The 21,123-nt window shown below is 42.4% G+C and carries 18 protein-coding genes; 16 read left to right on the top strand and 2 right to left on the bottom strand.

Annotated features, from left to right (window positions below):
- Positions 1-30: 30 nt before the first annotated feature.
- The 13 genes from EAI95_RS03835 to EAI95_RS03775 all read left to right on the top strand — a co-directional run bounded on the left by EAI95_RS03835 (position 31) and on the right by EAI95_RS03775 (position 15,825).
- The gene (locus EAI95_RS03835; RefSeq protein ID WP_129268770.1) at positions 31-714 is read left to right on the top strand and encodes a helix-hairpin-helix domain-containing protein; all 684 of its coding nucleotides are present in this window, start codon (positions 31-33) and stop codon (positions 712-714) included.
- Positions 698-2,938 carry a DNA internalization-related competence protein ComEC/Rec2 gene (locus EAI95_RS03830; protein WP_129822242.1) on the top strand — a complete coding sequence of 747 codons (2,241 nt, stop codon included), beginning with the start codon at positions 698-700 and terminating at the stop codon, positions 2,936-2,938. The genes EAI95_RS03835 and EAI95_RS03830 overlap by 17 nt, the downstream gene beginning before the upstream one ends.
- 62 nt (positions 2,939-3,000) lie before the next feature.
- A complete protein-coding gene (locus tag EAI95_RS03825; RefSeq protein WP_129822241.1) occupies positions 3,001-3,666 on the top strand; it encodes a DUF805 domain-containing protein in 666 nt (221 codons plus the stop codon).
- A complete protein-coding gene (gene holA / locus EAI95_RS03820) occupies positions 3,644-4,681 on the top strand; it encodes a DNA polymerase III subunit delta (protein WP_129822351.1) in 1,038 nt (345 codons plus the stop codon). The genes EAI95_RS03825 and holA overlap by 23 nt, the downstream gene beginning before the upstream one ends.
- A gap of 71 nt (positions 4,682-4,752) precedes the next feature.
- Complete coding sequence (gene sodA / locus EAI95_RS03815; protein WP_129822240.1) at positions 4,753-5,358, top strand: superoxide dismutase SodA; 606 nt, start codon at positions 4,753-4,755, stop codon at positions 5,356-5,358.
- A gap of 254 nt (positions 5,359-5,612) precedes the next feature.
- A complete protein-coding gene (locus EAI95_RS03810; protein ID WP_129822239.1) occupies positions 5,613-7,085 on the top strand; it encodes a helicase HerA-like domain-containing protein in 1,473 nt (490 codons plus the stop codon).
- A gap of 142 nt (positions 7,086-7,227) precedes the next feature.
- Positions 7,228-8,280 (top strand): serine hydrolase, encoded by a 1,053-nt coding sequence (locus EAI95_RS03805; RefSeq protein ID WP_129822238.1) that lies wholly within the window; start codon positions 7,228-7,230, stop codon positions 8,278-8,280.
- A gap of 144 nt (positions 8,281-8,424) precedes the next feature.
- The gene (locus tag EAI95_RS03800; protein ID WP_129822237.1) at positions 8,425-9,111 is read left to right on the top strand and encodes a Crp/Fnr family transcriptional regulator; all 687 of its coding nucleotides are present in this window, start codon (positions 8,425-8,427) and stop codon (positions 9,109-9,111) included.
- Between the two features lie 267 nt (positions 9,112-9,378).
- Positions 9,379-10,608 (top strand): arginine deiminase, encoded by a 1,230-nt coding sequence (gene arcA / locus EAI95_RS03795; protein WP_009732527.1) that lies wholly within the window; start codon positions 9,379-9,381, stop codon positions 10,606-10,608.
- 95 nt (positions 10,609-10,703) lie between these two features.
- Positions 10,704-11,720 carry an ornithine carbamoyltransferase gene (argF, locus tag EAI95_RS03790; RefSeq protein ID WP_023022690.1) on the top strand — a complete coding sequence of 339 codons (1,017 nt, stop codon included), beginning with the start codon at positions 10,704-10,706 and terminating at the stop codon, positions 11,718-11,720.
- An 85-nt stretch (positions 11,721-11,805) separates the two neighbouring features.
- Positions 11,806-12,750 carry a carbamate kinase gene (gene arcC / locus EAI95_RS03785; RefSeq protein WP_048789627.1) on the top strand — a complete coding sequence of 315 codons (945 nt, stop codon included), beginning with the start codon at positions 11,806-11,808 and terminating at the stop codon, positions 12,748-12,750.
- A gap of 205 nt (positions 12,751-12,955) precedes the next feature.
- On the top strand, positions 12,956-14,467 hold the full coding sequence (locus EAI95_RS03780) for a YfcC family protein (RefSeq protein ID WP_006596655.1): 1,512 nt from the start codon (positions 12,956-12,958) through the stop codon (positions 14,465-14,467).
- A gap of 17 nt (positions 14,468-14,484) precedes the next feature.
- On the top strand, positions 14,485-15,825 hold the full coding sequence (locus EAI95_RS03775) for a dipeptidase (RefSeq protein ID WP_129822236.1): 1,341 nt from the start codon (positions 14,485-14,487) through the stop codon (positions 15,823-15,825).
- A 197-nt stretch (positions 15,826-16,022) separates the two neighbouring features.
- On the opposite strand, the gene EAI95_RS03765 is transcribed toward EAI95_RS03775, so the two are convergent.
- Together EAI95_RS03765 and queA are read right to left on the bottom strand one after the other, a co-directional pair.
- Positions 16,023-16,493 (bottom strand): arginine repressor, encoded by a 471-nt coding sequence (locus tag EAI95_RS03765; RefSeq protein WP_006596653.1) that lies wholly within the window; start codon positions 16,491-16,493, stop codon positions 16,023-16,025.
- 12 nt (positions 16,494-16,505) lie between these two features.
- Positions 16,506-17,534, bottom strand: a complete 1,029-nt coding sequence (queA, locus tag EAI95_RS03760; RefSeq protein WP_048689224.1) for a tRNA preQ1(34) S-adenosylmethionine ribosyltransferase-isomerase QueA — start codon at positions 17,532-17,534, stop codon at positions 16,506-16,508.
- Between the two features lie 203 nt (positions 17,535-17,737).
- Here queA and EAI95_RS03755 point away from each other — a divergent pair, with 203 nt between their 5' ends.
- The 3 genes from EAI95_RS03755 (at position 17,738) to EAI95_RS03745 (ending at position 21,117) form a co-directional block, all read left to right on the top strand.
- Entirely contained in the window at positions 17,738-18,439 is a 702-nt protein-coding gene (locus tag EAI95_RS03755; protein ID WP_129822235.1) for a glucosamine-6-phosphate deaminase, read from the top strand.
- Between the two features lie 107 nt (positions 18,440-18,546).
- Positions 18,547-19,881 (top strand): DUF1958 domain-containing protein, encoded by a 1,335-nt coding sequence (locus tag EAI95_RS03750; protein ID WP_129822234.1) that lies wholly within the window; start codon positions 18,547-18,549, stop codon positions 19,879-19,881.
- Between the two features lie 72 nt (positions 19,882-19,953).
- Complete coding sequence (locus tag EAI95_RS03745) at positions 19,954-21,117, top strand: MFS transporter (protein WP_129822233.1); 1,164 nt, start codon at positions 19,954-19,956, stop codon at positions 21,115-21,117.
- Positions 21,118-21,123 lie beyond the last annotated feature (6 nt).

Here is a 21,123-nt window from a genome sequence, read left to right as displayed (position 1 = left end):
TTACGAATAATAAAAATAAAAGGGGTATTTATGGAGACGTGGATTGAGAAGATCAAGGAATATAAACTGTTTTTAGGTTTGGCTGCTGTGGGGCTAGTGATGGGAGGAATATTTCTCTTTTGGCCTAAGCAACCCCCACAAGGACCGGAAACTGTCATTTCTCAGTTAGAAATGGTGGATCAGGAGATTTCCCCTAAGGAAGAGACAAGCCTCCCTTCTAGCTCTCAACAGAGGAGTGAGGAAAAGACGGACTCCTCTCAAGAGAAAATCATGGTGGATGTGAAGGGTGCTGTTAGACAGGCAGGGGTCTACGAACTTCCCGTGGGGAGCCGGGTCTATGATGCTGTCCAAAAAGCAGGAGGGATGACAGACGAAGCCAACAACCAATCCGTCAACTTAGCGCAAAAATTGGAGGATGAGTCCATCGTCTATGTTGCTAAGAATGGAGAGGAGGTAGCGCCTGTTGCGTCCGCATCTGCATCTGCTGGGACGACCGGTGGTGAAAAGCAGTCAAAAGATGGAAAGGTCAATCTCAATACGGCAACAGAAGCGGAACTACAGACGATTTCTGGTATAGGTCAAAAGCGAGCCCAAGATATCATTGCTTATCGTGAGGAAAAAGGAAAATTTCAGTCTGTTGATGAATTGAAAAATGTTTCTGGGATTGGCCAAAAGACGCTAGAAAAGTTAAAAGAGCATGTTACAGTGGATTAGAAGTCTCAACATTCATCCATTTCATCTCACCCTGCCGGTTTTAGCTCTCTATTATTGGATCTACACGGGACACTGGCTCGCTTCGATCTTCCTTCTGGCCTTCTTCATCTTGTTTAGGAGACGCTACGATGGCAAACGATTTCTGTGCCTCCTAGGGTTTCTTTCCCTCTTTGCCCTTTGTTTTGCTTTCCGGATCGAACAGGGAAAACAAGAGTCAAGCGATTATAGGGTCCCAAGGGTCATTCAGCTTTTACCGGATACCATCAAGGTGAATGGAGATGCTTTATCCTTTCGTGCCAAGTCGGGTAGCCGTACTTTTCAGGTTTTCTACCAGCTTCAGTCAGAGGAAGAACAAGCCTATTTTAAACACCTGGATCATGGGCTAGAATTACGGATCAAAGGGGAGTTAGAGACCCCGACAAAACAGCGTAATTTTATGGGTTTTGATTACCAGGCTTATCTGAAAACACAAGGGATTTATCACCTTTTAAAAATCAGCCACATCCTTGAAAAGAGACCTGCTGAGCTTAGAGATTTCATAGGACTGCTGTCTAGTTGGAGGCGAAAGGCCATTGTATGGGTTCACCAGCATTTCCCCCAGCCCATGAGTCACTACATGACAGGTTTGCTTTTTGGTTTTTTAGATGTAGAGTTTGAAGAAATGAGCCAGCTGTATTCGAACTTGGGGATTATCCATCTGTTCGCTTTATCGGGTATGCAGGTTGCCTTCTTCCTAGATGCTTTTCGGCGCTTCTTTCTCCGATTGGGACTGGAGCAGGAAAAGGTTGCCTACCTCCTCTATCCATTTTCGCTTCTTTATGCTGGAATGACAGGCTTTTCGGTTTCGGTCGTTCGAAGCCTCTTACAGAAACTCCTGGCCCAGGCTGGGCTCAAAGGAATGGAAAATATGGGAGTCACTCTCCTTTTATTACTCCTTCTTTTACCGTCCTCCTTGTTGACTGCTGGAGGTCTCTTATCCTGCGCCTACGCCTTTATATTGACTCTAACCTCTTCCGAAGAGGAGAAGGAGGGAATCCGAAAAGTCATCAAGGAGAGTCTAGTGTTAACACTAGGGGTTCTTCCTTTTCTCATTTTTTTCTTTGGAGAATACCAACCCTGGTCCCTTCCTCTAACCTTTATTTTTTCTCTCTTATTTGACCTTCTGTTGTTGCCAGGACTGAGTGTCGTCTTTCTCCTTTCTTTTCTTTATCCCTTGACCTTCTGGAATCCTTTCTTCGTCTGGATGGAAAAAAGTATGGAGTATCTAGCGAGCTTCACTAGTCAATCCTTGGTTTTTGGACAGCCAAGCATCTATTTTTTCATCTTGTTATTGTGCTTGCTAGCTTGCCTCTATGAGATACGAAAGGTTAAGAAGTGGCGATACCTGTTTTTACTCTTAGTATGCTCTGTGTTTGCCATCGTGAAGCATCCTTTAGAAAATGAGATTACCATCATTGATATTGGTCAAGGTGATAGTATTTTGTTGCGTGATTGGCGAGGGAAAACTATCTTAATTGATACAGGAGGAAAAGTGGACTTTGGCCAAAAGGAGGAATGGAAAAAGCGAAGGTCTACTAGCAATGCAGAACGGACCCTACTCCCTTATCTCAAAAGCAGGGGGCTTGACCAGATTGATCATATGATTCTCACGCATACTGACACAGATCACATGGGAGATTTGGAAGTGCTTGCGACTAAGGTTAGGATAAAGGAAATAAATATTTCTAAGGGAAGTTTAAAAAAAGGCTCTTTTGTCCGTCTGCTCAAACGATTGAACTTACCGGTAAAAACGTTGGAGGCTGGTGATCAATTGTCGATCTTTGATGGGCGTGCAGAAGTCCTCTATCCGGTAGAAGTAGGAGATGGGAGTAATAACGATTCCATTGTTCTTTATGGTCGCTTTTATGGGTGGTCCTTCCTTTTTACAGGAGATTTAGAAGAAGAAGGGGAAAAGGCCTTGTTAGCCCGATATCCTCAACTGCGCGTGGATGTCCTAAAAGCAGGCCACCATGGTTCTAAGGGATCTTCTCACCCTGCCTTCTTAGAGAAAATCCAAGCAAAAATTGCCTTGATATCTGCGGGCGAAAAAAATCGTTACCAGCATCCTCATCAGGAAACTTTGGAGCGCTTCAAAGAGTTAAAAATGACTGTTTTTCGTACAGACCAGCAAGGAGCGATTCGTTTTAGAGGGTGGAATCAGTGGACGATTGAAACCGTTCGATAAGAGCTGTTTGATTTCTAGCTTGAAAATTGCTATGATAAAGTCAAGGAAATGAGGTTACAAGTATGAAATCATTACAGTTGTTTTGGATGCAATATGCTGATTTTTCAAGAAAATCAGATAGAAAAGAATTTTGGATTAGCCAAGCCTGGCATTTATTATTTACCAGTCCATTTTGGATTTACCAATTGGTCTTACTCTTTTCAAATTCGAAATCAGAGGAAGACGTGATTCCCTTGACCGGGATGGACGTTTCAGCTTGGTTCAGCATCTTTTTTCTCCTTTATCTCTATCTTATTTTTGTTCCCCAGCAAGCAGTAGTCGTTCGGCGATTGAGAGATGCAGGTTTTCATTGGTCTTTGATTTTCCTATTTCTAGGTCCTATCTTGCTCTACCTTTTATCTCCTATTTCCATTTTTTTAGTCTTAGCTCTTGCAGGCTTGCTCTGCTTGGCTTGTCTCTTGGTCCTTCCAAGTGCTAGACTTGCACAACCGGACCAGAATGCTTCTTCAGGATTTGCTTCGACGAGTCCCGTGGTCTCTTCGCCAAGTATGCCATCCTATTTGATGGATCCCAACAGTTTTTCAGCTATTCCCCAGATTGTTTCGGCTCCACCAACTCCACTAGAGAAAGCACCTCTTGAAAAGAAAATGGAATCGGAACAGATCCAGCATCAGTTTAGAGAGTGGAATGAGGTACCTTCAGAACATGCAGGCTTTACAAACAATTAAAAAAATCAGTGCTGAGAACCTTCCTCCAATCCTGGTTCTATCAGGAGATGACATCGGTCAGTTTGAGTGGATGAAAGAGCAACTTTTTAAGAAAGTTGGCTACGATTCATCTGATTTGAACTATTCCTATTTTGACATGAAGGAAACAGCTTATGCAGAGGTCGAGCTTGACTTGGTCAGCCTTCCATTTTTTGCGGACGAAAAAATAGTGATTTTGGATCATTTTGTCGATGTGACGACCGCAAAAAAAAGATACCTGACGGATGATGAATTGCAGTCCTTTGAAGGATACTTATCGGCACCTTTAGAAACGACTCGCTTGATTGTCATTGCGGAAGGAAAACTGGATAGCAAACGAAGAATTGTCAAGCTCTTAAAAAGGGATGCCCAGTTGCTGGAAGCGACTGAATTAAAAGAGCAGGAGTTGCGTGCCCATTTCACGGAAGAGATCAAGTCTTTGGGACTAGCGATTGATTCACAAGCCTTCGACCAACTTTTGATCAAATCTGGCTTTGATTTTAGTGAGATTCAGAAAAACTTGGAGTTTCTTAAAACCTACAAGGGAGCTTCAAGCATTACCATCTCAGATATAGAAGAGGCTATTCCAAAGACACTCCAGGATAATCTGTTTGATCTGATCCAGATGATCCTAAAGAAAGAAATTGATCCCGCCCGCAGTTTGGTCAAGGACCTTCGGCTGCAAGGAGAGGATGAAATCAAGCTTTTGGCCATTTTATTGAGTCAGTTCCGCATCTACACACAGGTCAAGCTGTTGAAGCAAGAGGGACGAACAGAATCCCAAATCGTTTCAGACCTATCAGAGCTGACCGGTCGCAAAGTAAATCCCTATCAAGTCAAATTTGCCCTAAGAGATAGTAGAGGGATTTCTCTAGCTTATTTGGAGCAGGCGATTTGTCTTTTGATTGATACCGACTTCCAAATGAAATCGGGAACTTATGAGAAAGATTATCTATTTGATTTGGCTGTACTAAAGCTAGCTAACCCATCTGTGTAAGCAGAATAGTTGAATAAATTGGATGATTGCGTTATCATTTTTATATACATAAAGAAATAGAGGTATTTTCCATGGCAATTATTTTACCAGATCTTCCGTACGCATACGATGCATTGGAACCATACATTGATGCTGAAACAATGCACTTGCACCATGATAAACACCATCAAACTTACGTAAACAATGCAAATGCAGCTCTTGAAAAACACCCTGAAATTGGTGAAGACCTTGAAGCTTTGTTGGCAGATGTAGAATCGATCCCAGCTGATATCCGCCAAGCGCTTATCAACAACGGTGGTGGACACTTGAACCACGCGCTTTTCTGGGAATTGATGACTCCTGAACAGACAGCTCCTTCAGCAGAACTTGCAGCAGCAATCGATGAAGCCTTCGGTTCATTCGAAGAATTCCAAGCAGCTTTCACTGCAGCAGCAACCACTCGTTTCGGTTCTGGATGGGCATGGTTGGTTGTGAACAAAGAAGGGAAGCTTGAAGTGACTTCAACAGCTAACCAAGACACACCAATCTCAGAAGGGAAGAAACCAATCTTGGGCTTGGACGTTTGGGAACATGCCTACTATGTGAAATACCGCAACGTTCGTCCTGACTACATCAAAGCTTTCTTCTCAGTGATTAACTGGAACAAAGTAGACGAGCTTTATGCAGCAGCTAAATAAGCTTTCATAATAAAAAAAGTTTGAATCAAGAGGTCACTTAAAGGAGCCCCTCGATTCAGGCTTTTTATTTTTAGAATTACTCAAAGTAGAGTAAAATGATTCTCCTGTTTTGGGAGGGATATTTCTTGCGTTTATACCTGAAAATGATACACTAGAAGAGTATGTGAAAGTGAGGAGAAAGGCTTCCTACATAAGAAAGAAGCCGTGTCACTTTTTCTGAAAAAAACTGTACCTCAACAAAAGGGAGAATGAAAATGATAAGTATTACGATTACAAAAGGAGCAGTGGATACGCCACTTTATCTAAAAATGCTCAACCGCCACGGGTTAATTGCAGGGGCTACTGGTACAGGGAAAACCGTGACCCTAAAAGTCATAACTGAAAAATTAAGTCAGCAAGGGATTCCGGTGTTTCTAGCGGATATCAAGGGAGATCTTTCAGGTCTTGCCAAAGCAGGACAATGGACGCCAAAGATGGAAGAACGCTATAAACTACTTGGTATTACAGATCCTTTTGAACCGCAAGCTTTTCCAGTTCGCTTATGGGATGTCTTTGGTCAAGCAGGACATCCGGTCCGTGCAACGATTGAAGGAATGGGCTCTCTTTTGCTAGCGCGCTTGTTGGACCTCAACGAAACACAAACAGGGATTTTGGCCATCGTCTTTAAATTAGCTAAAGAAAAAAATTGGCCTTTGATTGATCTGAAGGATTTACAGAGTCTTTTGAAGGAAGTCTATGACCATGCTTCAGACTATTCCGCTCAATATGGCAATATCAGTAAACAATCAGTGGGAGCTATTCAACGAAGCTTGTTAGTGCTAGAGCAAGAGGGGGCAGATCAATTCTTCGGAGAGCCAGCCTTGGACCTTCAAGATTTTATGCAATTGGACAGCAGTGGACGAGGATACATCAACATTCTATCAGCGACTCGTCTTTTCAACTCCCCTAAGCTCTATTCAACCTTCCTGATCTGGATGTTGTCTCGTCTGTTCGAGACCTTACCAGAAGTTGGAGATCTAGAAAAACCGAAATTTGTCTTCTTCTTTGATGAAGCCCACCTCTTGTTTAATGATGCGAGCAAGCTCTTCCTGGAAAAAGTTGAGCAAGTCGTTCGCCTTATCCGGTCTAAAGGAGTGGGGATCTACTTTATTACACAGAATCCTCAAGATCTTCCTGAGTCTGTATTGGCTCAGCTTGGGAATCGTGTCCAACATGCCTTGCGTGCCTATACGCCAAAAGAAATGAAGGCCATCAAGGTTGCTGCTCAAAGCTTCCGACCAAACCCAGAATTTGATACGGAAACTGTCTTGACGGAGTTGGGAACAGGGGAAGCTCTCGTTTCCTTCCTAAATGAAAAGGGGCAACCAAGTGTGGTTGAACGCTCCTATATTTTGTCTCCACAATCGAGCTTTGATTTGTTAAACGAGAGTGAACAGTTGGCCTTGATTACCAGCTCTCCTTTCCATCAAAAATATGCTGTTCGAGTAGACAATGAATCAGCTTATGAAAAATTGACTGAAAAATCTGCTAGAGAAGAGAAGGAAAAGGAGCGAGAAGAGGAAGATAAAGCAAGAGTTGCAGAAGAGAAGGCCAGTCAAAAACGGAGTCCGGGCCGTCCGCGGAAATCTAGTTTAGAAAAGGCCAAAGATTCCTTTATCAGTTCCTTGTTCCGTACCATTGCGCGTGAAGTGGCAAAACTGATCATGGGATCCTTTAAGCGGAAATAAGACAGTCAAAAGGGGATGGACTATTAGGAAAATGAAGAAGGATTGATCTGGAAATCGCTAAAAAATTTCTTCTAGAAGAAATCGTTTTCTGATCCGGAAACACCTTGTTATTTTAAAGAGAATCTTTTATAATTAACTTCATATGAAAAAAATATTTAATGTTCGATCGATCATGATTGTGTTGGGAATTTTACTATGTATAGGAGGAGTTGGAGCGTTAACTTACCTCCATCTTTATCAGGCTCCGGCCTCACCGCTTGCTCAAGAGGAAACGACAGCTCAACCAGTTGAGTCCAAGGAAGAGAAGCAGCCTCTCCAACCTCCTCGTGTCAAAACTCCTGAAGAAAAACAAGCTGTCATAGATCAAGATCGTGAAACCATGGAGAATTTAGGTCTTGTCTATGATTATGCCAATAAAGGCTTGGTAGAAGTTGTACAAGACTACATGGCTGAATATGGTATTGATCCTTCCCAAATCACCTTTACCTACAAAAATCCTGCGACAGGCCAACAGTTTTCAATGAATGAGTTGCAGCCGATGACAGCTGGAAGTACCTATAAACTCCCCCTCAATATGTTAGTCGTGGATGAAGTCGATGCAGGGAAATTAAATTTAACGGATGAATTTGATATTACCAATACTTACTACGAGTACCTTGGAGAGCACGATAATTATGTAGCTGCTTTCGGTGGCGCTATGACGATTCCAGATATGCAGCGGTATTCTCTTGTCTATTCAGAAAATACGCCGGCATATGCCTTGGCCGACCGCTTTGGTGGTATGGACAATGTTTACGGGAAGTATGAAAAATATGGGAAATCCCGTGCAGAAATAAAAACCATCAGTCCTGAAAACAAAACGACATCTGATTACTATATTCAAGTCTTAGACTATCTCTGGAATCATAAAGAAAAGTATGCGACCTTGCTAGAATTGATCGGAGAGTCCTTCCCAAATGAATACTACAAACGGTATTTACCAGATTTGATCATTCAGCAAAAACCTGGTTATGTAGCGGAAGCCCTCAATGTCGAAGCCATCGTTTACGAACAAACACCCTACCTCATCTCAATTTTTACAGCTGGTCTAGGGGGAACTACTCCAGAAAGTACGGAGATCAGTGGCTATGGTCTTCATTTACTTGGCCAACTCTGCTATGTGATCAATGAATGGCACCGTGTAAATGTCAATTAACGATTTAGAAGCTTTCCCAAAACAGTTTTGGGAAGGTTTTTTCTATGGAAAATATTGTTTTAATAGCTAAAATCCTGGTGACATTCTTTGAGGTCAGTAAATAAATATGATATAATAACTAAAGAACCTAAAGAAAGAATAGAAATGATTACAAAAGAAGATTATCAGTTGATTCGATCCCATCCAGCTTTCTCAGAAATTCCAGTTGAAAAATTCGATAAATTAGCTGTAGAAATCCATTATAGAGAAATTCCAAAGGGACAGATCCTATTTTTTGCTGGTGATAAGCGCGATCGTATCTTTTTAGTGGTGGAAGGCTATGTCCGCATTGAGGAGTTTGATTCTTCAGACACCTTCTCGTATATGGATTACATTAAAGAAGGAGCTGTCTTCCCATACGGTGGTATGTTTACAGATTCAACTTATCACTATACAGCCACTTCCATGACAACCGTAAAATACTTCAGTATTCCTGTTCAGCTTTATGAGGAAATTGTCCAGTCCAGTATGGAACAAGTTCTCTTCATTACGAGAAAACTTTCAAAAATTTTGGAGTTCCAGGAGTTGCGGCTTCGTAATGTGGTCGCAGCCAGTGCCAGTGATCGTGTGATCCAATCCTTAGCTCTACTCTGTAAGGATTATCAAAAGTTTGGTCCAACCATCCCTTTTCCAATGAGCATGAAAGAGTTGGCTAGATTAGCTGCGACGACGAGGGAAACCGTCAATCAAGTGTTAAAGAAGCTCCTAGAAGAGGAGAGAATCGAGTACAAGCATAAGAGATTAACTTTTCTTGATCTTCCATTCTTTTTAGATAGTTTTGAAGAAGCCTAGTAGGGCTTCTTTTATTTTCTGTCAAAAACGTTAAAAAGTTTCAAAAATCAAATAAAAAAATATTTACTCACAAAAAGAATATATTTAGCAAAATATCCAAAGAAAGCGGTTCATTTTTCATAAAACAAGGGTGATATTTAAAAAAGTGTCAAATTCTTGGCATTCGTAATGGAAGATTGGTTGTGAAAGCGGTACCAATTGGTGATAAAATGAAACATGTAAACGGGATTAGCTAAGCTAAACCGCAAGAAAAAAGGAGGACTATAGATGTCTACACACCCAATTCATGTTTTCTCAGAAATTGGAAAACTGAAAAAAGTTTGTTTGCACCGTCCAGGTAAAGAGTTGGAAAACTTGATGCCTGACTATCTTGAACGTCTTCTTTTTGATGATATTCCATTCTTGGAAGATGCTCAAAAAGAACATGACGCATTTGCTGAAGCACTTCGTAACGAAGGAATCGAAGTACTTTATCTTGAGCAGTTGGCTGCTGAATCATTGACTTCTCCAGAAATTCGTGATCAGTTCATCGAAGAATACCTTGAAGAAGCAAACATTCGTGGACGCCAAACAAAAGTTGCGATCCGTGAATTGCTTCACAGCATTGAAGACAACCAAGAATTGGTTGAAAAAACAATGGCAGGGGTTCAAAAAGCTGAACTTCCAGAAATTCCTGAAGAAGCAAAAGGATTGACAGACCTTGTTGAATCTGACTATCCATTTGCAATCGACCCAATGCCAAACTTGTACTTCACACGTGACCCATTTGCTACAATTGGTAATGCAGTATCATTGAACCACATGTACGCAGATACACGTAACCGTGAAACTTTGTATGGTAAATACATCTTCAAATACCACCCAGTTTACGGTGGAAAAGTTGAACTTGTCTACAACCGTGAAGAAGATACTCGTATCGAAGGTGGAGATGAGTTGGTACTTTCTAAAGATGTATTGGCAGTTGGTATCTCACAACGTACAGATGCTGCATCAATCGAAAAATTGTTGGTAAACATCTTCAAGAAGAACGTTGGCTTCAAGAAAGTATTGGCCTTCGAATTTGCTAACAACCGTAAATTCATGCACTTGGATACAGTATTCACAATGGTGGACTACGATAAATTCACAATCCACCCAGAAATCCAAGGTAACCTTCGCGTCTTCTCTGTAACTTATGAAAACGAACAATTGAAGATCGTTGAAGAAAAAGGTGATTTGGCTGAATTGCTTGCTGAAAACCTTGGTGTAGAAAAAGTTACTTTGATTCCATGTGGAGATGGCAACATCGTTGCTGCTGCACGTGAACAATGGAACGACGGATCAAATACTCTTACAATCGCACCAGGTGTGGTAGTAGTATACGACCGTAACACTGTTACCAACAAGAAATTAGAAGAATACGGACTTCGTTTGATCAAGATCCGCGGAAGTGAATTGGTTCGCGGTCGTGGTGGACCTCGTTGTATGTCAATGCCATTCGAACGTGAAGAAATCTAATCATCCTTCTACAGGTTAGACGGGCTCAGTGTCTAAACTGAGCCCTCTAAACTGATTGACAGGATCTTATCATGCATAATTAAAGGAGATAATTAATGACAACTTCAGTATTCCAAGGACGTAGCTTTTTAGCAGAAAAAGACTTTACACGTGCAGAGTTAGAATACCTTATCGGACTTTCAGCTCACTTGAAAGACCTTAAAAAACGCAACATCCAACACCACTACCTAGCTGGTAAAAACATTGCGCTTTTGTTTGAAAAAACTTCAACTCGTACTCGTGCAGCCTTCACTACTGCAGCCATCGACCTTGGTGCTCACCCAGAATACCTTGGTGCAAACGACATCCAACTTGGTAAAAAAGAATCTACAGAAGATACTGCAAAAGTTCTTGGACGTATGTTTGATGGTATTGAATTCCGTGGTTTCAGCCAACGTATGGTTGAAGAATTGGCTGAATTCTCAGGTGTTCCAGTATGGAATGGTTTGACTGACGAATGGCACCCAACTCAAATGCTTGCTGACTACTTGACTGTTCAAGAAAACTTTGGACGTTTGGAAGGTTTGACACTTGTATACTGTGGTGACGGACGTAACAACGTTGCAAACAGCCTTCTTGTAACAGGTGCTATCCTTGGTGTGAACGTACACATCTTCTCACCAAAAGAACTCTTCCCAGAACAAGAAATTGTTGAATTGGCAGAAGGATTCGCAAAAGAAAGTGGCGCTCATATCTTGATCACTGAAGATGCTGACGAAGCTGTGAAAGGTGCAGATGTACTTTACACTGACGTTTGGGTATCTATGGGTGAAGAAGACAAATTTGCAGAACGCGTTGCCCTTTTGAAACCTTACCAAGTGAACATGGAATTGGTTAAGAAAGCTGATAACGAAGACTTGATCTTCTTGCACTGCTTGCCAGCTTTCCACGACACAAACACTGTTTATGGTAAAGATGTTGCTGAAAAATTCGGCGTAGAAGAAATGGAAGTTACTGACGAAGTGTTCCGCAGCAAATATGCTCGTCACTTTGACCAAGCTGAAAACCGTATGCACACAATCAAAGCGGTTATGGCAGCTACTCTTGGTAACTTGTACATTCCAAAAGTTTAAGACTTTATAACCGTATACCAACAGCTATAGGGGCTGGACTGCTAGCTTTAGTCCTGCCCCTATTTTTTATAGAAAGGGAAAACCTATGTCAAGAAAAATCGTCGTTGCTTTGGGAGGAAACGCCATCCTTTCATCTGATCCTTCTGCAAAAGCTCAACAAGAAGCACTTGTAGAAACAGCAAAACACTTAGTAAAATTAATCAAAAATGGGGATGACTTGATCATCACTCACGGAAATGGTCCTCAAGTAGGAAACCTCTTGCTCCAACACTTGGCTGCAGATTCTGAAAAGAACCCAGCTTTCCCATTGGATTCATTAGTTGCTATGACCGAAGGAAGCATTGGCTACTGGCTTCAAAATGCTCTTCAAAATGCTCTTCTTGAAGAAGGAATTGAAAAAGATGTGGCTTCAGTTGTGACACAAGTCGTTGTGGATAAGAACGACCCAGCCTTTGTCAACCTCAGCAAACCAATCGGTCCATTCTACTCAGAAGAAGAAGCAAAAGCAGAAGCTGAAAAATCAGGAGCAACCTTCAAAGAAGATGCTGGTCGTGGCTGGCGTAAAGTTGTTGCTTCACCAAAACCAGTGGATATCAAAGAAATCAATACCATCCGTACCTTGTTGAACGACGGACAAGTCGTTGTTGCTGCTGGTGGTGGCGGTATCCCAGTTGTGAAAGAAGCAAATGGTAGCTTGACTGGTGTTGAAGCTGTTATCGATAAAGACTTTGCATCTCAACGTTTGGCTGAATTAGTAGAAGCAGACCTCTTCATCGTTTTGACAGGAGTGGACTATGTCTTTGTAAACTACAACAAACCAGACCAAGAAAAATTGGAACATGTCAATGTCGCTCAATTGGAAGAGTACATCAAACAAGATCAATTTGCACCAGGAAGCATGCTTCCTAAAGTAGAAGCTGCCATCGCCTTTGTAAACGGTCGTCCAGAAGGAAAAGCAGTCATCACTTCACTTGAAAACCTTGGCGCTTTGATTGAGTCTGAAAGTGGAACGATTATCGTAAAAGACTAATTCATATACATGAGTGAGGGGAGTGAACCCCATATTTACAGGAGTTTGTAGAAAGTGCCTCCCCTCGTTTTTTTCTAAAAAAGATTAGGAAAAACTAGTTTTTTAATCTTAAATATGATAAAATAAACATATAGGTAAGCGCTTTCTAAAAGTTTAACCTTTTGAAAGACTCACTCAAACTTTGTTGCGTTAGGAGGATAAACAAATGAGTGAAAAAGCGAAAAAAGGGTTTAAGATGCCTTCATCTTACACCGTATTGTTAATCATCATTGCCATTATGGCAGTGTTAACTTGGATTATTCCAGCTGGTCAATACAAAGTTGACGATGGTGGTGCCATCATCGCAGGTAGTTATGAAGCTGTGAAACAAAATCCTCAAGGGATTTGGGACGTCTTGATGGCCCCAATCAATGCCATGCTTGGTAAAGCACCAACCAGTGCAGCCATTGACGTAGCCTTCTTTATCTTGATGGTCGGTGGTTTCCTTGGTGTTGTGAACGAAACAGGTACCCTTGATGTAGGGATTGCTTCTATCGTTCGTAAATACAAAGGCCGCGAAAAAATGTTGATCTTGATCTTAATGCCATTGTTTGCCCTTGGTGGGACAACTTATGGTATGGGTGAGGAAACCATGGCCTTCTATCCACTTCTTGTACCTGTTATGATGTCTGTTGGTTTTGACAGCTTGACAGGGGTAGCCATTATCTTGCTTGGTTCACAGATTGGATGTTTGGCATCTACCTTGAACCCATTTGCGACAGTTATCGCATCTGATACTGCAGGTATCTCAAGTGCTTCAGGTCTCTTGCTTCGTTTAATCTTCTGGATTGTCATGACAGCCCTTAGCACCTACTATGTATACCGTTACGCTGATAAAATTCAAAAAGACCCAACCAAATCTCTCACCTATGCTACTCGTGAAGAAGATTTGAAACACTTCAACGTTGATAGTGGCGAAGAAATTCCTTCACAAATGAACAAGAAACAAAAACGTGTCTTGCTCGTCTTCATTTCAACATTCGTTATCATGGTTGCTGGATTTATCCCATTCAAAGATTTGGGTATTACATTCTTTGACAGCTTTAACGAGTCTCTCCATAAAGTTCCTTACCTTGGTCAATTGATCGGTAACACAGATGCTCTTGGTACTTGGTACTTCCCTCAAACAGCTATGCTCTTTGCCTTTATGGGAATCCTTGTTGGTATCATTTATGGCTTGAAAGAAGAACAAATCATTTCATCCTTCATGAATGGTGCAGCTGACCTCTTGAGTGTTGCTATTATCGTAGCAGTAGCACGTGGTATCCAAGTCATCATGAACGACGGTATGATCACTGCAACAATTCTTCACTGGGGTGAAGAAGGACTTAAAGGTCTTTCATCTCAATTGTTCATTGTCTTGACTTACATTTTCTACTTGCCAATGTCATTCTTGATTCCATCATCATCTGGTCTTGCCAGCGCGACAATGGGTATCATGGCACCTCTTGGTAAATTCGTCAATGTACCAGCTAGCTTGATTGTTACAGCTTACCAATCTGCATCTGGTGTCTTGAACTTGATCGCACCAACTTCAGGTATCGTAATGGGAGCTCTTGCTCTTGGACGTGTTGAATTGAGTGCATGGTGGAAATTCATGGGTAAATTGGTCGTAGCGATTGTAGTGATTACCATTGCCCTTCTTCTACTAGGAACTGTGGTTCCATTCTTACAATAGAATAAAGTAGGTGTTTCATGAAAAATAGAATAAAGGACGATGTAAAAGAGCAGTTTTTAACCTCTCTTCAAACCATCATTTCTTATCCTTCGGTTTTAAACGAAGGCGAAAATGGAACACCGTTTGGACAAGCTATCCAAGATGTCCTTGAGAAAACGTTAGAAATTGCTCAAGAAATGGGCTTTCAAACCTATCTAGATCCTGAAGGATACTATGGATATGCAGAGATCGGTCAGGGGGAAGAACTCCTGGCCGTTCTTTGTCACTTGGATGTTGTTCCAGCCGGTGATTTAGAAGATTGGCAGACGCCACCTTTTGAGGCGACTCTGAAAGATGGATGGTTGATTGGACGTGGAGTGCAAGATGATAAGGGACCATCGCTTGCGGCGCTTTACGCAGTTAAGAGTCTGCTTGACCAAGGAGTTGTCTTTACCAAACGGATCCGCTTTATATTTGGTACGGACGAGGAAACTCTCTGGCGCTGTATGAACCGCTACAATCAGATAGAAGAAAAAGCAGATCTTGGATTTGCTCCAGATTCGTCCTTCCCATTAACCTATGCTGAAAAAGGCTTGCTTCAAGTGAAGCTCCATGGACCAGGATGGGAGGATCGTCCCTTACAAGCTGGTCGTGCCCTCAATGTGGTGCCAGATAAGGCAACTTATAAGGGTGACCGCTTAGAGGAACTCTTACCAGTCATCGAGCAAAGTGGTGTGAAGTATTCAGAAGAAGCAGGAGCAGTAACCGTTCTTGGTCTATCTAAACACTCCAAGGATTCGGCTGAGGGTGTCAATGCCATTGTAGGCTTAGCTGAAAGTCTTTCCTTGATCCAGCCTCATCCAGCCCTTCTCTTTATCGCAGATGCCGTTGGGGAAGATGCGACAGGAGCAGCTCTCTTTGATGAAATCAAAGATGAACCAAGTGGTGCTCTTTCCTTCAATATTGCAACCCTCTCCATTGATGAACAGCAATCTGAAATCGGGATTGATATTCGGATCCCTGTCTTAGCGGATAAGGAGGCCTTGGTAAAACGTTTAAGTGAGGTGGCAGCTAGCTATCAACTTCAGTATGAAGAGTTTGATTATGTAGCTCCACTATACGTCCCACTAGACAGTCCATTGGTGAGTACTCTGATGGCGGTCTACCAAGAGGAAACGGGGGATCAGACCCCAGCTATGTCCTCAGGGGGAGCGACCTTTGCGCGAACCATGGAAAATTGTGTGGCTTATGGGGCCCTCTTCCCTGATGCTCTCCAAACAGAGCACCAGGCGAATGAACGAGCTAAACTGGATGATTTATATCGTGCAATGGAAATCTATGCAGAGACCATTCGACGATTAGCAGCCAAGGAAGCCTGATAGAGATTAGAAAAAAGAGGCTGGGACAAAAGTCCTAGCCTCTCAATTATTTTTGGATTGTTGAGCAAGACGCAGTGGTTGAGTGGGCTTTACTACGCTGATTTCATCAGCTTTTACAGCCCTACTCAACTGTGCGGAGGTGGGACGACGAAATCGAATTCTAACGAATTACCGATTTCTGTCCCACTCTCTTTCTTTTATTTGCTAAAGAAGAAGGGAGGAGTAAATTCTTTCAATTTTTCAAAGCAGTCCAAGGCACCTTGATTGTCTTCACAGATGATGAGACAGACGTCATCTCCGCAGACGGTTGCGACAATTTGTGGTAATTCCAGGGCGTCTAGGATAGCACCGAAAGACTGAGCCAGTCCAGGGAGAGTTTTCACCACCACTTGGTTTTGGACGGGACGAAGCATGACGAGGGCATCCTCCATATAAAAACGCAGTCGATTTTCCCAGCGAGATGGGGCAATGCTATTGATAGCATAGTAAGAGGTATCCCCTTCGTTAATTTTTACTAGATTCAAGGATTTGACATCTCTTGATAGAGTTGACTGGGTCACGATGATGCCGTTAGCTTCCAGGCTGTCCTGTAATTCCTGTTGGGTTCGAATTTTCTTTTCTGAAATAATGGACCGGATCAGACGGTGGCGACTTTCAATCTTATTCATAAGGGGCTCTCCTTATTTGATAAACATAGCATCTCCAAAGCTGAAGAAACGGTAGCCTTGGTCGATAGCGTGCTGATAAGCATCCAGAGTGAGTTCTCGACCTGCGAAGGCAGAAACGAGCATGACTAAGGTTGATTTTGGTAAGTGGAAGTTGGTTGAAAAGGCATCGACAACCTGCCACTGATAGCCTGGTTTGATAAAGATATTGGTCCAACCAGAGTCGGCTTGTAACTCCCCATTAAACTTGTTCCCAATTGTTTCTAAGGTTCGGATAGAAGTGGTTCCAACAGCTACGATGCGGTGACCGCTCGCTTTAACTTGCCGAAGGGTTTGGGCAGCCTCTTCAGAGAGTTGATAAAACTCGGAATGCATCTCATGTTGGTCGAGATCGTCGACAGATACAGGACGGAAGGTCCCAAGTCCGACATGGAGGGTTAGATAAACCAAGTGAACGCCTTTGTCTTCAATTTTTTGTAAGAGCTCGGGTGTGAAATGGAGGCCAGCAGTAGGAGCAGCGGCGGATCCATTTTCTTTGGCATAGACTGTCTGGTAACGTTCCTGATCTTCTAATTTTTCATGGATGTAAGGTGGTAGGGGCATTTCCCCTAGACTTTCCAAGACTTCAAGGAAAATCCCTTGGTAAGAAAACTCTACGATACATCCTCCGTGTTCTAACTTCTTGATCAGAGTTGCTTGGAGACGTCCATCACCAAAGCTAACGACCCCACCCTCTTTGAGACGTTTGGCAGGTTTGGCAAGAACCTCCCATTGATCGCCCTCGATATTTTTTAAGAGGAGAAGCTCCACATGTCCCCCTGTATCCGGTTTGACCCCATGGAGACGGGCAGGAAGGACACGGGTATTGTTCATCACCAAAGCATCCCCTGGTTCTAATTCATTGATAATGGCATCAAAATGCTGATCTTCCATCTGACCTGTTTGACGATTGAGGATCAGTAGTTTTGAGGCATCGCGCTTTTCTAGAGGAGTTTGCGCAATTAACTCCTCGGGGAGGTGGAAATCAAAGTCGTTTGTATTCATGGTCTCTCCTTGTTTCTAAATTCTTCTATTTCTTACATTTAACCTTCCCCATTATATCATGAAATAAGAGTGAAACAAAGGAAATCACTAGGCGAATTTTAAAGGGATGAAGGTAAAAAATCCTTCTTTCGTATGAAGAAAGCGCTTGACAAAAATTGGTCTATACCATATAATGAATATAAGAAATAAGTGGAGGTTTAATCATGAAAGTTATTGAAGTAGCCAATCAAATTGAAGGAGGGCAGGTTGCTTTTGACCTGTTAAAAGAAAAGTTAGAACAAGGTGCGAAAACGCTGGGGCTTGCGACTGGAAGTAGTCCACTTGAATTTTATAAATTGATTCGAGAAAGTGACTTGGATTTCTCAGACATGGTCAGTGTCAACTTGGATGAGTATGTCGGTTTGACGGGAGAAGATCCTCAATCTTATCGTTATTTTATGCAGGAAAATTTATTCAATGAGAAACCTTTTAAAGTCAGCTATCTTCCGAAAGGAAATGAAGATACTGCAGAAGAAGAAACAGCTCATTACAATGAAATCTTGGCCCAAAACCCAGTAGATCTGCAAATTCTAGGGATTGGTCGCAACGGGCATATTGGATTTAACGAACCTGGAACCCCGTTTGACAGCCAAACGCATTTGGTCCATTTGGATCAATCAACGATTGAAGCCAACTCTCGCTTCTTTGAAAAAATTGAAGATGTGCCAACTCAAGCCATTTCAATGGGAATTGCAAATATTCTCGCTGCCAAGTCCATCATTCTCTTTGCATATGGTGAATCGAAAGCAGAAGCGATTGCTGGAATGGTCAATGGTCCAAAAACAGAGAGTTTACCTGCGAGTGCCCTTCAAGGTCATCCAGATGTCGTGATTATTGCAGACCAAGCAGCCTTGAGCCTACTGTAACCAGTTGAAACAGAGAGACCTATCTAAAATATCCTGAAAGATAGGTTTTTTTATAGATTGAAGTATGGTACAATAAGATAAAATTCTATATTTGAGGAAAATATATTTTGAAAAAGAAGTTGCTCGTTTTAGGAATCATCGTCTTATCTCTGTTCCGACCTTTGTCGATCGTGGCTGATGAGTTAGTGGATATGGCGCAAAAAATGTATCCCAATGATCATGTGCAGGCCTATAACCGACCAAGGTCTTCCCTCGTTATCGACGCGAATACCGGGGATGTTTTATGGAAAGACAATATTGATGAAGTGCGGGATCCTGCAAGTATGAGTAAGCTCATGACGTTGTATCTGCTTTTCGAATCCATGAAAGAGGGGAAGATTACCAAAGATACGGTTGTCACTGCAACAGCTGCGGATCAATCCATGTCAAAAATCTATGAGATTTCCAACAATAACATCGTTGCAGGCGTAGACTATACGGTCTCTGAATTGATTACCATGACCGCGGTTCCATCCTCCAATGTGGCCACGATTATGTTGGCCAATCTCCTTTCTAACCACGATGCGGATGCCTTTATTCAGCGGATGAATGAAAAGTCCAAGGAGTTGGGGATGACCAATACCATTTGGAACAATCCTAGTGGTGCGGCCATTTCAACCTTCCGAGGTTTATATACCAGTTATAACTATCCAAATGATGTTGCTAACCAGACGACTGCAAGAGACTTGGCGATTCTCGTCTATCATTTCGTGAAAGAATATCCTGATATCCTTAGCTATACCAATCAGGCTAAGGTGACCGTCAAACAAGGAACTCCTTATGAGGAGACCTTTGATACCTATAACTATTCCTTGCCAGGAGCTAGATATGCTCTTGAAGGAGTAGATGGTCTGAAGACAGGCTCGAGTCCTCGCGGTGCCTTCAACTATATCGCAACTGCTAAACGAGGAGAACAACGAATTATCTCCGTAGTCATGGGAGTTGGTGATTGGTCTGACCAGGATGGCGAATACTATCGACATCCATTTGGCAATGCCTTGATCGAAAAAGCTTTTGCAGATTATCGTTATAAGAAATTATTGGACAAGGGTGTTCAGACGATTGATGGAAAGACCTACACCCTAGATCAACCTTTCTATGCCACGGTCAAAAAAGGCGAAGAGGATCCAAAGCTAGTTGTTAAAGATGGACAAGTAGAGGCGGATTCAGGCTTGATGACCCTATCAGAAAAGATTTCTGATGGACTTCCAGTCAAAGAAGGAGCCGTGAATCAATCGGATACTCAAAGTACTACGGCTTCAACTACAGGGAAATCCTTCCATTTTCCTCTTGAAAGCCTGGTCATTCTGATTCCAATTTTCATTCTCGCTATGATTCTGTATTTAGAAAGAGCCCATCGTAAAGAACGTGCGCTCAAGGCTCAGGATCGATACAAAAAATAAATAATCAAAACTCAACTGAAATCCAGTTGGGTTTTGTCATTGCCTCTTATATTTAAATTTGAAAGGAAACTAATGAAAGCATTTCGAAATTCCTATCCTGCTTATTTATTTTTATATAGTTTTTACTTCATGTCGACTGCTCTCTTTACGACTCTAATCTCTGTCTATCTTATCGGCCAGCAGTATTCAGCCAGTCAAGTCTCTCATTTGGTATCAATGGCCTTTTTCCTATCCATGCTTACCCAGCCCTTATTTGGTTATATCAATGAACGATTTGGCATTGTTAAAATCACCACTTTGAGCTTGGGAGTCCTCATGGCAGGAGTGGCTGGCTTCATCTGGGCCCCTAACTACTTTTGGTTGACGATTTTTTATGGCTTGGTTTTGCTGTGTCTAAATGGGACGGCTCCCATGATGGAGGTTTTCGCTACCCAGAGTTCCTATGCTTTTGGAAAAATCCGCGTTTGGGGGACACTAGGGTATGCGGCTGGAGCGCAACTAGCTGGTTGGCTCTATGCTCATCTTAGCCCCCAGTCTGTATACTATTGTGTTTTGGTAACTATCCTTCTTAGTTTCCTCACTTTAGGAGCTATTCGTATCGACAAGACCAGTCGGGTACAGAAAGAAGCTGTATCGATCCGTCCTTTGCTCCACAATGGTCCCTATCTCTTTTTCTTACTTTTGATGGGGCTTGTGTCGGGCGTGGGCAATATTGGCCATACCTATATTCCAGCTCTCTTGATGGATAGTGGGCTCCCTGTCCAAATCGCATCTACGGTTGTGGCGATATCTGTCGTTGTTGAAGCGCCTCTTATCTTTTTCTCGGACCGTTTTATGGACCATTGGCCCTTGCGTCTGCTGGTTTTGCTTCCTGTGGGGATTCTCCTGCTCCAGTATTTCATCTATGCTCTTCCGAGTCCTGTCTTCTTAAAAGTGCTGGTCACTCTTTTGGCCAAGCATACGACGGGGATGGTGTTGATCATGGTCTCTTTACGTTTTATCTCTCAACAGGTGGATAAGAAAGATCTAGTCTTAGCCATGGCTCTCATGCAGGGAGTTCGCTACCTTGGTACCATTTTATTGCAACCGCTAGCAGCTTTCTTTGTGGATCACGGAGGATTTTCAATGATGAGTTACTTCTTGGTGGCTGTCCTGGTCCTCGTCCTTCTACTAAGTCTCTTTTTAAAGATGCCAAAAGGAAAATCTCCAGGTCTCTTTGGGAACACGAAGGAGTAAAAAGTT

Source organism: Streptococcus sp. bf_0095 (genome assembly GCF_004166885.1).
Lineage (GTDB): Bacteria > Bacillota > Bacilli > Lactobacillales > Streptococcaceae > Streptococcus.
The sequence above is the reverse complement of the archived record's forward strand: the minus strand, read 5'-3'. Positions and strand labels throughout refer to the sequence as shown.